This window comes from Alistipes sp. dk3624, assembly GCF_009557455.1.
In the GTDB taxonomy this organism is placed as follows: Bacteria; Bacteroidota; Bacteroidia; order Bacteroidales; family Rikenellaceae; genus Alistipes_A; species Alistipes_A hominis.
Map to the genome: position 1 here is coordinate 2,904,659 of NZ_CP045651.1, position 13,939 is coordinate 2,918,597.

Annotated in this window: 6 protein-coding genes; 2 read left to right on the plus strand and 4 right to left on the minus strand. The window is 54.4% G+C overall.

Features of this window, described 5'->3' with window-relative positions:
- Positions 1-188 precede the first annotated feature (188 nt).
- The gene (locus GFH31_RS12335; protein WP_055203816.1) at positions 189-6,896 is read left to right on the plus strand and encodes an aminotransferase class I/II-fold pyridoxal phosphate-dependent enzyme; all 6,708 of its coding nucleotides are present in this window, start codon (positions 189-191) and stop codon (positions 6,894-6,896) included.
- A 117-nt stretch (positions 6,897-7,013) separates the two neighbouring features.
- Here the strand turns inward: GFH31_RS12335 and GFH31_RS12340 are convergent, their stop codons facing one another.
- From GFH31_RS12340 to GFH31_RS12350, 3 genes are all read right to left on the minus strand, one after another.
- Entirely contained in the window at positions 7,014-7,769 is a 756-nt protein-coding gene (locus tag GFH31_RS12340) for a hypothetical protein (protein WP_118656474.1), read from the minus strand.
- A gap of 139 nt (positions 7,770-7,908) precedes the next feature.
- Complete coding sequence (locus GFH31_RS12345) at positions 7,909-9,168, minus strand: porin family protein (RefSeq protein WP_153498000.1); 1,260 nt, start codon at positions 9,166-9,168, stop codon at positions 7,909-7,911.
- A 4-nt stretch (positions 9,169-9,172) separates the two neighbouring features.
- On the minus strand, positions 9,173-9,706 hold the full coding sequence (locus GFH31_RS12350; RefSeq protein WP_101571607.1) for an RNA polymerase sigma factor: 534 nt from the start codon (positions 9,704-9,706) through the stop codon (positions 9,173-9,175).
- A 193-nt stretch (positions 9,707-9,899) separates the two neighbouring features.
- Between GFH31_RS12350 and GFH31_RS12355 the strand changes: the two genes are divergently transcribed.
- Positions 9,900-11,003: a dihydrofolate reductase family protein gene (locus tag GFH31_RS12355; RefSeq protein WP_153498002.1), complete on the plus strand. Its 1,104-nt coding sequence runs from the start codon at positions 9,900-9,902 to the stop codon at positions 11,001-11,003.
- Positions 11,004-11,079: 76 nt separating this feature from the next.
- On the opposite strand, the gene GFH31_RS12360 is transcribed toward GFH31_RS12355, so the two are convergent.
- Entirely contained in the window at positions 11,080-13,719 is a 2,640-nt protein-coding gene (locus GFH31_RS12360) for a Plug domain-containing protein (protein ID WP_172970760.1), read from the minus strand.
- Between the last annotated feature and the right edge of the window lie 220 nt (positions 13,720-13,939).

A 13,939-nucleotide genomic window follows, 5' to 3' on the forward strand; every position in this document is an offset into this window, starting at 1 on the left:
TTTTATTTAAATTTGTGTGTTTTTATACAAATAAAATATTTTTTAAACATTTATTTCAAATGTCAATTTAAATACCTATCTTTGGCACGGTGAAAATATGTCTTTTGCGCGGATGTCGAGGCATTTAGTAATCAGAGTGATAGCAGATCGCCGGGAACGAACGGCATAAAACGAATAGAATCGGAAAGATGAAAATTGTAGGTGAACCGAAAGCATTTTTGAGCAACGAAGCATTGCAGCTCTTGAATCTTTATGAATCGCTGGGGCCGAGGGCGGAGATTTTCCTGCCGCGCCACATTTTTGACAACCTCACGAGTTTCGTGAGCCTTTGCATGGAGGAGCCCGACGATCCGGCCAAACAGCAGGCCGAGATCAACCGTTACCTGTTGAAATTCAGGGAGGATATTCCGGGTTATACGGACGTTTCGCTGATGCTCATTCCGCACAGCAATTCGAAAGCGTTCGAACTGAGTAACCGCCGCGGCAAATTCGTCAAAAAAATCAACGCCCTGCTCGATACCGACGGTACCACCACCGAAGTCAAAAACGTGCTGCGGAACATCCGCGATACGCACGACCTCTCGGTCGGAACGCCTCCGATCAACAGTTTCCACATCGACTTCATGTCGCAGGTGCAATTGGGCGGCCATGTCCGCGATCTGCGTAAATACCGCGACGTGATCGGCGTGACGGGCGATATCAACGAGGCGCACTGGAATTACCTGATGGACACGCTCGAGCAGATGATCAGCCAGAGCACCCACTATACGACCAAAGCCGAGATCAACGACTTTTTGCACCGCAGCCAGTGGGCCGTGAATTTCAAGGGGATGAACGGCATGATCCGCACGGTCGTTTCGGGCAATGCCGACAAAGCCGTGTCGCTGCTCAGGGGCGACGTGTTCAACAAGGATGCCGTCGTGGTGCTCGAAAGTCCCGCGCCGGAGGATCTGTACGACCGGATGACGGTCGACACCACGTCGATTTTCGTGGTAAAGGTGAAGCATGCCCGGATCAACCACTATTCCGGGCCGAAGTGGTTCCCGCTGCTGACCCGTCTGGTGATCGTCGACGATTCGAAGGAGTCGCGCAGTTCGAACACTTCGCTGGTTTTCTGTTTTCACAACGGGATTATCAATACGCTGAATAAAGTACACACCAAAAAGCTGGGTTCCCCGGCCAATACGCAGTTGAACCTACGGTTGATCCTTGAGAACGTGAATCCTTCGTTCCTGATGGAGTTCCGCGAGAAACTCGAGGTGCAAATCGAGGAGTACGGCCGCGAGATCAAGTCGCTGCTGGTCGAGCAAACCGGCGACGACGCCGACGTCGAAAAGCGGATTACGCTGTTCAAACTCGACGCCTTTTCGCGCCAGGTCGTACAAGACAAGTATTCGCTTGAGAAACTGCGCGATTTCATTTTCTTCCTCGAAAACTGCCACAAGCAGGAGAATAAGAAGATCCAGACGCAGGAACTGATCGACGAGTTCGAAGGCCGGATGCGGAACTATTTTTACGCCGGCAATAAGCTGATCGACGTCATCACGATTCTCGAAGGAGGCGGACGCCACCAGATCAAGACTTTCGGCGATTATCTGCGCAGCCGGACGTTCAATAACCTCAGCAGCAAGATCCGTTACGCCTGCCAGTTGATCCTGGACGTTATTCCGAGCTGTTACGAACGCACCCTCAAGAACCATTTCCATAAGAATTTCGGAATCAACTTGTTCCTTGAAAAGTATCAGGAGTACCTGACCAAGGTGGGCAAGGACGCCGACAACAAGGGGCGTTTCGAAAAATTCCTGATCGATTTGGGGATTCGCGACAAATATTTCGCATTAAGCGACGACGACAAGGATATCGTCAAGAATTTCCTGTCGGCGCTCGGCAATATGGATCAGACTTCGGTATCGGATTCGGTGCAGATGATTATCCGCGACCTGTTGTTCAATCCGAACGGCCGTCCGAAACCCTATATCATTTACAACGGCGTACAGGCTTGGGAGTATAAGGATCTGCTGCCGGACGACTGTTTCGACGTCAATCCGTTCGACATCGAGATCGAGAACGACGCAGACGGCCGCCTGGCTTACGATCGGCTGATCGACCGCCTGTCGCGGATCAAATCGACGCTGGCGCTGTTCGACGACAGCGGCAGCCTGTGGGATCTGTTCTGCGAGAATACTACGATCATTATCAACGACCCGAACAATCCGACCGGTTATACCGATTTCAATACCGAGTCGGTCAATAACTTCCTGCGTTTCCTGAACAGTTGCAAGATCACGCTGTTCCTCGACGAGGCGTATGCCGAAAGCGTGAAGATCGAAGATACCACGATGCCCAAGTGGCGGACGATTTCGCGCTACATCATGAACAATATCAACGCGCAGTCGCGAATCAAGGCGATTTCGTCGCTGTCGACGACCAAAAACCTGGCGGCGACCGGCGAACGTCTCGGAGCCATCGCGCTGACGCCGCAGGCTGCCGATTTCGCGAAATACGCCCGCAGTTGCAACAGCGCTGCGCACGGCAACAACAATTCGTTGCTGATGTTGAACAATACGCTCGAAACGGCCCAGGTCGCCAAAAGTATCAAGGACCGCGTCGAAGCCGAACTGCCGAAAAACGCGTCTCGGTCGAAGATCAAGAAGACGATCGTCAAATTCATCGTCGACCAGATCGGCAAAACCGAGCAGAACAACGAGATCAGCAAAACCAACCGCCAGTTGCACAAGACGGCCGGATTCGAAGGATCGCCGCTGTACCTGTTCCTGCTCGACGAACTGGTTTCGCTCGATAAGCTCGACGTGCTGGGCTTGCCCGACGACTTCAAGTACCATAACGAGCCGTTCTTCATGTACTACCAGTCGCGCCTGGTCGAAAACCTGAACCGTTTCCGTGTCAACAAGAATTTCCGCAAAGAGTCGTTGACGCGGCTGAAGATGGCCCTGTCGGTCGCTTCGCGGCTACTGGACGGCACCGCGGAAGGCAAATACCTGAATTATATCAAATCGGACGGTTCTTATCTGTTCAATTTCCGTATTCGCGGCAAGTTCAGCTATGCCGACATCCTGCTGTTCTGCCAGTCGCTGGCCCGTTACCGGGGGATCGCTACGGTTCCGTATCCGACCGGCGTAGTACGCTTTTCGCTGGGCGGTTACATTTCGGCCGGGAAGGAGGGGATGAAGGTGTTTACCGCCGAGATCGAGGATGCGTTCTCCATTTTCATCAAGTATTGGATCCGGTTCGCCGATGCCCGCAACGATGTTGCCAACAAGGAGGTCGAAACGGCCGATTTGTTGCAGGGCGTTTTCGGTTATGCGAAGGATCAGGACTTTATCGACAGCGTGATTGCGGATTACAAACTGTCGGGCAAATACAAAAAGGACAAAGCGCCGTCGTTGCAGATCCGCGACGTACGATCGCTGTACCATACTTCGCCCGAACGCAGCGGCGTGACGATCACGACGATCGGTCGCTCGGCCAATTCGGTGATCGAACTGCACGGCGATATCGTCGGCAGTTGCAAGGACGTGTTCGAATTCATCAAAAGCCCGGCCTTCACGAAGGTCTATGAAAACTTGTTGGCGCAGGTGTACAAGCGGGTTCCGGCGTTGGCCGACCTCGATTTCAATACGGTCAGCTCGCGTTACGGCAAGGCTGTGATCCTGAAGTATATCACCAACAAGCGGACTTTCCAGCCGAATCACCACGTGCTGGATAATCCCGAGGAGAAGAACGTGATGCGCGAGATCCTGATCGAGATGGAGAACCTGCTGTTCTCGGATAGCAAGATGAAAATCCTGGCGATCAACGCGACCGGGAACCCCGAACTCGACAAAGCCAAGCTGGAAGGACTGAATTCGATCCTGAAAAAGTATATCCGCGAAATCCTGCTGCACTTCAACCTGCCGTTCGAGAAGGAGAGTCTCGAACCGAGCCGCAAGGAGATCATCCGCGTAGCCGGGGAGTGTTTCGAGGAGATTACCGGAATTAAGCTTTCGGAACTGAACCTGAATATCTGGGTGGACGAGTTCATGCAGAACCTGCGCGACCTGCCCGAATTCAAGTCGCTGCGGATTTCGCAGAAGTGCATCGGTTACATTACCGACAGCGTGGCCGCCGGGATCGCCAAATCGCCGGGAATTACCGACAAGATCTTGTACCTGTATTTGCTGAACAACGACAATTCGTTCTACAAGCTGGTTTGCAAGAAGCTGAAATATTTCGACGACAAGATCAGCAACTGCGACGATTCCGAACTCAAGATGTTTACCGAAGAGTTCGTTTCGAGCATCCTGCCGATGGAGTTGGAAGAGTTGAGCAACTACATCATGCGCAAGAAAGACATCAAGATCGCCGAGAGCGAGATTTATGCCGTTTCGCGCCGCGTAGTGCGGTTTTACATCAGCATGATCAAGCGTACCCGCGGTACGGACTATTACAACCGTTATGCCCACACGATGGTGCGTATCGTCGAAACGGCGTTCAAGAAGCAGAATTCGAGCGTCAACGAGATGGTGCAGCACGGTATCTCGCTGTACAAAGGATTCGAGATGGACAACAAATCGCTGGAGTCTTTTGAAAACGGCAAGATCGGGTGGATCAATGAACTGATGATCAAATGCGGCGTGATTTCGTCCGAACAGCCCGTTCAGGAACATACCCGGATCGTGACCGATGCGAAGAAGCGCGAGTATCCGTTCCACAAGGTAGATCGCGTGGTGAGCCGCAAGGAGAATGCCGGAACGCTCGCCGAAACCCCGACCGAATATATCAAGCACATCGACACCCGGCCGGATTCGTCGTTCTTTACGAACCGTCTGGCCCGTTTCGTCGCCAACATGGACTCGGACGACTACCGTTGTAAAGTAGTGAAGCACGGGATCGTCAAGGAACTGGTGATTTTCCAGAAGGGATACATGAAGTACCTGACCGATAACTTCCGGTTGAATTATACGGAAGATATCAGCCTGAAAGATATCAAGAATTTCGTGCCGGACGTAATTTCGCTGTTGGGCGCTCCCGAAAAGCTGATCTCGTTCCCGCAGATCGGGTATTTCGATATCAAAGGGCCGGCCGGCAATATCAAGACGATCGTGACGCCGTTGAAATCGGAAGCCGACTACTTCGGCGACGTGAAAAAGCCGCGTCTGACGGTCATCAACGAGAAGGTCAAGGAAATCGGCGGCGTTCCTCGCCACGGTTCGCTGTTCTTGGTCGAAGAGAACGACGGCAGCGTGTTCGTGGTCGAGATCGACGGCGACAGCGGAGTCGGCAAGAGCGAGATGATCGCGGCTTTCGTACTCAAGTGGCTGCGCAACAACCTCGAAGGTATCCGTTCGGTGAAGATGATCGCCGGGGATATGTTCCACGAGTTCCAGGATGCCGAAGGCAATCTGTACGGGATCGGAACCGAGGTGGGCGATTTCTCGCGGACGACCGACTTCGACCCCGATTATATCAAGTATTACAAGTACCTGTTCGAAAACAGCGCCGACAGCAATGTGGAAGACCGCAACGCCCGCAGCACGGTGGGCGGCATGTGCGACATCACGATGCCGTTCAAGATCGACATCATGCTCAGTGCGAGCAACTATTCGAAAGAAGAGGGCGGTATTACGCGCGCCGACAATCCGGAAACGTTCCTGCTCTATACCGACGCCCACGGCGAACGGAAAGAGAAAGCGACCAGCGGCGACGGTCCGAACTTCCAGCGTACGTTGAAGCGCTATACGGCCGATAAGGGAATCGTCGAAGTGATTTCGCGTCACGGCAACTACTTGGACGATATCCTGGACTGGGACTACAATCCGTCCGACAAGCAGTATTACCTGGCTTCGTCGTTCAAGCTGCTGGATAAGATCGACGTAACCGAAGTGGTGAAAATGATTTTCGTCAACCGCAGATTCGTGCGCGACGGCATCAGTTACCTGATCGAGGACGTATCGTTCGATATGATCCAGAATCGGTTTATCGCAACGGCCGTTTACGAAAGCGATAACGAAAAGATCTATACCGACGTCGTGATCGACCGGAAGATCTTCAGTTCGATGTTCGACTCGCTGGCGAGCACGCCGGGCGGACAGCCGTTCATTTCCGAGGAAGGGCAGGTCGAATGCGTCGAGAATCTGATTCTCTGTCTGCGCGGAGGCAAAGACGGCAAGGGCAAGGCGCGCGAGATCCAGTGCGGCGTTCTTTCGACCGAAATCGGCAAAAAGGGGCGCGAGATCACCGGGCCACAGAAAGCCGCCGCCGCTCTGAAGCAACTGATCCAGGAAGTGCGCGTCAACAAGCCGGAGATCAACGAGGGCAAGATCAAGGTCAAGAAGCTGATCAACGAGAAATACCGTCATATTTTCAACGGAGAGATGAACAGTTCGGAACTGTGGCGTTACAACTTCTACCTGTACCAGCTCGAAAACATGCGCAAAGCCGATCTGCGCCGAATCGACAACCGGAACAAAAAGGTGGATATCAGCAACCTGGTGAACTTCCGCCCGTCGGACAAGCACAGGGAGTTCAGTCCACTGCTGGTCAATCCGAACCTGAATATCGAACTGTCGAGTTTCAGCGAAACATTCGAGGAGCTGATGAGTTTCCCGAATTACCCCGACTTTGCCGAGGAGTTTGCGGCGAAAGTGGGTACGCTATATATTGCCGAGGGTTATAGCGAGGAGACGAATATCAACAATATGATCGTTCAGTTGCTGATCTTGGAGGGTTACATCAACAGCGACGATATCGCCCGCGGTAACGTAATCGAGAAGGTAAACCGCGAGACGATCGCCGCCGCGAAGTATGCCGTCGTACAGTTCCTCAATCAGAAGAAGGAGAGTGCGCAGCAGGCTCCGGCTCCGGTCGCCGAGAAGCCGTCGCCGAAGAAAAAATAGGCACGGATCGATCCGAATAGAAAGGGGGCGTAACCATTGGTTACGCCCCCTTCCGGTTGTGAAGAAATTATTTGAAACAGTGGTCTGAGCTTATTGAAAGAAGATCGGCCGTTCGAACTATCGGATGGTTACGGATTTGGTACGGACATCGTTGCTTCCGGCCGGGCGCGTTACGGAGAACGACGAGTTTTGCTCCCGGAGTTTGAAAATACCCGACGCGCTGTCCGGAACTCCGCTGTATCCGGTCCATTGCAGAGTGACTTTGATCTGGTCCTTGCCGGCCGGAACGAGCCCGGCGATGTCGAAGCTGACGCGTCCCCAGCCTTTCTGCCGCGTTTCGTCCTTGAATGCGTTGTGGCGCAGTGTGACGAATACCTCTTCGGGCGTCGATTTTTCCTCGTCGACCACCAGGTTCAGGAAGTGGGCTTTCTGCGGATCGTTTACGAAAATGATGAACTCGATGTTCAGGTACTCTCCCGCTCCGAACCAGGCGTTTTCGATGTCGATCGGATCCGTCCCGAGGCTGTCGATTTCGTCCGGAGTCAGTTCCGACAGGTAGACCGGCATTTTCGTCAGCAGTTTTTTCATGGCGTTTACCCGGATGTCGAAGCTATTCTCGCCCGTCTGTTCGAGCGGCGTGAACGTAGCGACTACCCGTAGGCTATCTTCCACGGGGAAAGACGGGTCGAGGTTCTCGGTTACCCGGAGCGTGTTGCCGTTGTCGGTCTCTATTTTGAAATTCTCCGGAGTGCCGACAATCGTTCCCCAACTTTCGTTGGGGTGGAAATAGGCGTATTTGTTATCGTCCAAACACGAAGTGAGTCCCCACAGCGGAATGGCCGCCAGCATGGTTATTTTCAGAAATTTGTTCATGAATAAATAAGTTGTTTTGTTAGCTATTCGTTCGATATGGCACCTGTCCGGGCAATGTCGTTTCGGACGGTGCTCTGTAAAGTAGATGAAAGGGGATTGTCAAACGTTGCTTCGGAGAGCGTAAAAACGTGCGGCCCGGTTAGAAATTGTACCGCAGACCCATCCGCAGGTTGACATTCCAACGGTTTTCGGTGCGATAGGAGAGCGGCTGGCGGTCATTGCGGAAATAGTAGCTGATTTCCGGCTGGACGAAAAGTCCGAAATGATCCGCGAAGTTATAGCTGACCCCGGTTCCCAGGTGGGCCGACCAGAACAGCCCTTTGGCCGACAGTTTATCCGTAACCGAGGAGGCCAGCGTCGAACCGTCGTAAATTTTCGTAGTGCCCCGTGCGGCAATGGCTTTCTCCGCCATAAAACCGCCGATGAAATAAATGTCGAAACGTTTGTTGTCCAGTACCGAGTAGGTCAGCGACAGCGGAATTCCCAGGTAGTGCACTTTTTGCGAGTAGCGGTAACTGAAAGCGCCCTCGATCTCGGCCTGAGAACTCAGGTAGGAGTATACCAGCCCCGTTTCGATACCCAGTCGCGGCGCCAGGTACTTGCGCACGTTCAGTCCCACCGAAACAGGGAACTTGTGATCCATGTTGCCCCGGCCGAATTCCGGAACTCCCCCTTTCGTATAGGCGAAACTGCTGTTTCCGTCGAGCAGCGACGTGAGTCGCGCCGGAGTCGGACCGCTTCCGGAAGCGGCCGACGAGAATGTCGAAGCGTTCGCGAAAGCCGAAGCGATCCATCCGTGGCGCGGACGGCGTTTTTGGGGATCCGGCGTGTCGAACAGGCGGCTGTGATCGGCGAGACGTTTCGGAGCGACCGTTTTGGCCGCCGTTTCGTTCTGCGGCGATGCTTGCCGGTCGGACACGGTTGTTTCGCTCGCGGGTTCGGGAGCGGCCGTCTTCCGCATATCGGAGGCTCCCGAATGCGAATCGGTATTCGCGGCCAGTACGGTCGTCGCGCTTCCGTCGGCCTGCGGGGTGATAACCTCGATTTTGGCGGCCGATTGCAGTAGTTTGGCCAGCACCGGATCGTTCCCTTTCGCAGGGGCGGGGAGTTGCGCCTTGTCCCCGCCGCTCGCCGTGTATGTTTGTTCCGGGATATCCTGCAGAGACGGGAGTCCCGACCGGTAGACCCCGATGCCTGCGGCGATCAGCAGCAGAGCGGCGGCCGTCCCGTATCCGAGACGTCTTCCCAGGTTGCGCTTCGGACGGATTTCCAGTTCCGGATGGGCGTTCGCATGGAGCTGCATCCGTCGTTGCATCTGCTGCCACGACGGTACGGACTGTGCAGGCGTATAATCCTGCAATCTCTTTTTCAAGGCGTCTTCCAGCGAATCGCTCTTCATGGTTTTATATAATCTCTTCTTTCTGAAGTAATTTCTGTAAAAAAACTTTGGCCCTTAAATATTGCGACCGGGACGTTCCTTCGCTGATGTTCAGCATAGCGGCGATCTCTTTGTGCGAATATCCTTCGATGGCAAAGAGGTTCAGCACGGCCCGGTAGCCGTCCGGGAGCTTGGCGATGCAGCGCAGCAGTTCCGCTTCGGTCATCTGTTCCACGGCGGTTGCTTCGGCGCTGCCGAATTGCCCGGCCGTCTCTATTTCAGCCGCGTGGCCGACGATATCGGTTTTACGCAGATATCCCAACGCCGTATTGACGAATATGCGGCGGAGCCATCCTTCGAACGAGCCTTCCCCGCGGAAACTGCTTATCTTCGAAAAGACCGTGATAAAGCCGTCGTGCATTAGATCCTGTGCGATCTCTTTGTTGCAGGCATAACGCAAGCATACACCGTACATTTTGGGTGCATACTTTTCATACAGTTCCTGCTGTGCTCGCGGATCATTCTTACAACAGCGTTTTATCAGCTCTTTCTCGGTCACCAAATTGCAGGCTAATACTCCGATCTTTCAAATAGATGCGCAGTGGTTCGGTTTTGTTGCATCAATAACGGTTTTTTCCCGGAAATATTTTCAGCCCGGACGTATTTAATGTTCCTGTCGAGTGCAAATTTAATGAAATTTGTTCGTTTTAAAAAATAACGTCATCTTTGTCGAAACATCCATTCCAAAATACATGATTGTTCAAGCTTCCGCAGCGCTCTCCGCAGACGGTTATACGGACGATACTTCGCCCGGACGCCTGGTGCTTTCGCATCCGGCCGACTGGCAAGAGGTGTATCGTTTACGAGCCGGTTGCGATGCCGTTATGGTCGGGGCGGAGACCGTCCGCCGCGACGATCCTTCGTTGCTGTTGAAAGATCCTTCCCTGCGGCATCGGCGGGAGTCGCTCGGGATGAGTCTCGATCCGGTGAAGGTGACCGTTACCCGCAGCGGAGATCTGGATTCGGAATCCCGTTTTTTCTCGACGGGGGCGGGCGATAAAGTCGTAATCGCCGCGGGGGACGCGCCGGGCGAAAAACTGGAACGGCTCGGACGGGTCGCGACGGTCGTTCGGGTCGGGGTTCCCGTGACTGCGGAGGAAATTGTCGGCGTTTTGGAAACGATGGGGATTCGTTCCCTTTTTTTGGAAGGCGGAAGCCGACTGATGACGCTGTTTTTGACCGGGAACCGGGTCGATCTGTTGCGGATCGCCGTGGCGCCGTTTTTCGTCGGGGAGTCCGGCGCGCCCCGTTTCGTGCGGGCCGGCGCGTTTCCGTTCGGCAAGGATCGCCGCATGGAGGTGTTGCAGGTTAGGCAGGTCGGCGATATGAGCGTGACGGACTATTCGTTGAGTCGGCGGGGAACCGATTATTTCCGGCTGCGGCAGGCCGTTGCTCTGGCGTTTGACTGTCCCCGTTCGGATTCGGCTTATTCGGTCGGCGCGGTGGCTGTGACCGCCGCCGGGCAGGTATTTACCGGATACAGCCGCGAAACGGCCGCCGATAACCATGCGGAGGAAGAGGCCATTCTGAAAGCCGAAAAGGCCGGCGTTTCCCTGAAAGGCGGCGTGATGTACAGTTCGATGGAGCCGTGTTCCACCCGAAAGTCGAAACCGCTGTCATGCAGCGCATTGATTACGGCTCATAAGATGGCGCGGGTCGTGTTCGCCGTCCATGAGCCCGATCATTTCGTACAGTGCCGCGGCGCCGCGGTGTTGGAGGAAGCGGGGATCGAAGTCTCCGTGATCGGGGGTCTGGCGGCGGAAGCGATGCTGGCCAACGCGCATATCCGGTTATAACGTCCTTGCGGATAAGAATAAAGCGGCCCGGTCTCATGTCGAGACCGGGCCGCTCTGATACGTTGGGAAACCGGGATTATTGTTCCATATCGGCCGAGTAACGAGCGACATATCCCTCCTTGGTGACGCCTTCGATGTTGATCCGATACGATTCGGGATCGTCCGAGGTGTAGAACAGCACCGAAGCCTTGCCCGTTCCGTCGAATCGAAGCGAGGGATTCCAGTAGATCGTCGTACGCAGGTCGGGGCTGGATGCGGCCTTTTGTTCCGGCGTTTCATAGACCGGATTGTAGAAATCGGCGATCGTGCGGCAGCCGAGCGGTTTGATGAACGCTACGCCCGGAGCCGGCAGGTCGGCGATGGGTTCCGATCCGTCTTTACGCATGATACTGATAACGCCTCCTGCGCCCTTGATCCCGAAAAACGATGCGCTTCCCCCTTTGATAATGCTGATCGAACTCACTTCGTTCATGTATATCCGCGTCAATACGTCGTTATCGTAGTAGGGTACTTCGTCGATTAGGATCAGCGGTTCTATATCGCTTCCCCGGATGCTCAGTTTGGCTTCCGACAGTTTCCGAATACCGGGCACGGTACTTAGATAGTCCGTCACCAGGCGGCTCTGCATGTTTACGGGCACTTGGTCGCTGGTAATTGTCTTTTCGGCCATCGTTGCGTAGAAATTCCGTTGCTTTTGCTTCGCTTCCACGATTACCTCTTTCAACTGAATGACCCGCATCCCGCCGCTGTTGTAATATTTGTCGCGGACGTTGGCCAGGTACTTGCCGATGCCGGCCAGGTTGTCTTTGCCGTATGGGAAAGGCATACTGTCGGCCTCGGGGAACGTTTCGGGATCGACAAGGATATCCACGCCCGATCCCCCTTTACGGGTGGTCGCCTGCAGGATCAGCGATACGGTGTCGCTGAACTGGATGCTGTCGATCAGGAAACGTCCGTTCTCGTCGGCCCGTTTCATCATAAAACAGTCGGGCGAATAGGCGACGATCGAGGCGTCGGAGGCTCCCTTGCCGAACGCATTTTTCACCTGTCCGGATACGGCCTGTCCGGCTTCGATAAAGTATTTCGCTTCGAATTGCGGTGTCTGGGTCAGGTTTTCGATCCGGAACCTCCGCCAGCCGTGGGTCAGCATGACCAGATCCAGGTGGCGTTGGACGGCGGGCGTGTACGGGCCGTTGAAATAGTAGCCGGGGTTTTCGATGTACCCTTTCAGGTCGGAGGTCAGCAGGATATTCGACAGGATGTTGTCCCCGAGCGAATCCGGATAGACGGTATGATTGTCGGTGATGCTCATCGAGAATTCTCCTTCGGCGGGTTGTCCGCCCAGATCGGCCAGCGAAATTTCCATCCGTACCGGTTCCCGTTTGCCGTATTTCGGCTTGTCGGTCGCGACGTTCCATTCCACGGCGTCCGGATGGCGGACGAACAGCAGCCTCTCGCTGATCGGCGTTCCGCTTTCGTCCGCCAGCAGGAAATGGACGATTCCGTCCGGGAAGGCGTCCCCGCTCAGCTTGCCGGACGTTTTTTCCGCGCTCAGCGGGAGCATCAGCCGGATGTCTCCGCGCAGGTGCGCGATCAGGAACAGGGAGTCCGGCCAAACGGCTTCGGCAGCCTTCTGCACATTGTAAAAGATAGCCCCGTTGCGGAAAGCCATTTGGAGTCCCATTCCGTCGCTACGTACTTCGGGCAGCGGAAAACGTTTGACGATGCCTTTCTCCGACCGGGTTTCGGCGGTGTATCGCTGCCCGGCTTCCGGAGTCAGCATCAGCGTACCCATGCCGTCGTGTTCGGTGGCGAACGACGTTAGCGTGTCGCCCTGGGCGTTCGTTACGAAACCGGTTACCGGTAGGGAGAATCCAGTCGCGGCCTGCGCTTTGAAAGCTACGTGCTGGGTTATGCCGTTCAGCAGACTGCCCCCTTCGGGGAAAAACGATACGGCGTATTCGTTTTCCGGAGCATTGTTGATGTTGAACGTATTCGAATAATCCAGCGTTTCGTCTTCGAATTTGACGGCGATGCGCATGTTGCCCGGCGAGAGTTTCAGGTTTTGAACGGTCAGGACTCCCTTGTCGTCGGTCGTTTGCTGCCCCGTTACGGTTTTCAGGTCTTTGCCCGATACGTCGTACGATACTTTGATTCCGGAATGCACGCCGCCCGCAGCGTTGAAAAAGCGGATACGCAGGGTGCCTCCGTTGTCCGGCGCCGGGCGTTCGGTCACTTCCGAAAGGATATCGGTGACGATGGAATTGCCGATTTGCAGGCCGTGTCGGTAGAAAAATGCCGGATCGGTATTCTGCATCCAACTGGTGTATCCCCTCAGGTAATACTCTCCGGCCGGCAGGTCGGCCGGCAGCGGGATGCTTCCCCGGAATCCCAGCGAGTCGCGCCTGAATTTGAACCGTTGCAGCACCGAATCGCCGCGGTCGGTCAGTTCCACGTATATGTAGTTGCTCGGGCTGTTGTCCATGTGCGTGATGGCGTTCAGCAGGTATCCCCGGAACCATATCTCTTCTCCCGCTCCGTAGTAGGGCTTGTCCAGGTGGAGATACAGTTTTTCCTGCGGGGTTTTCCCGATGGTCTGGAAATAGTTGATTACCGAACCGCCGAAATCGGGCTCCGGGGCCAAAGCCGAAAAGGAGCCGAAAAGCAGGATAACAAACACGGCGAGGAGTGTCGTCCCGGAAACGCGTAGTCTCATACGAATAAGTTTTAGGTTTAGGTGTATTCGACAATATGCGGCATGATTGGTGCCGCACATCGTTACTAATAATAAAATTAAATCTTTTTAGCGTATAATCCAAGCGTTACGATCGAAAATGTCGGCTGAGAGAGAATTTTCGGTTGGAATTTTCAAAATAGTTTTGGATATTTGCAGTCCGAACAAATGAATGTTCATTCATTATTTAACGAGGACGGAA

What these genes read in the sequence shown, in the direction of transcription:
- GFH31_RS12335 (WP_055203816.1), top strand. Translation starts at nt 189, where the DNA reads ATGAAAATTGTAGGTGAACCGAAAGCATTTTTGAGCAACGAAGCATTG.
- GFH31_RS12345 (WP_153498000.1), bottom strand. Translation starts at nt 9,168, where the DNA reads ATGAAGAGCGATTCGCTGGAAGACGCCTTGAAAAAGAGATTGCAGGAT.
- GFH31_RS12360 (WP_172970760.1), bottom strand. Translation starts at nt 13,719, where the DNA reads ATGAGACTACGCGTTTCCGGGACGACACTCCTCGCCGTGTTTGTTATC.
- GFH31_RS12340 (WP_118656474.1), bottom strand. Translation starts at nt 7,769, where the DNA reads ATGAACAAATTTCTGAAAATAACCATGCTGGCGGCCATTCCGCTGTGG.
- GFH31_RS12355 (WP_153498002.1), top strand. Translation starts at nt 9,900, where the DNA reads ATGATTGTTCAAGCTTCCGCAGCGCTCTCCGCAGACGGTTATACGGAC.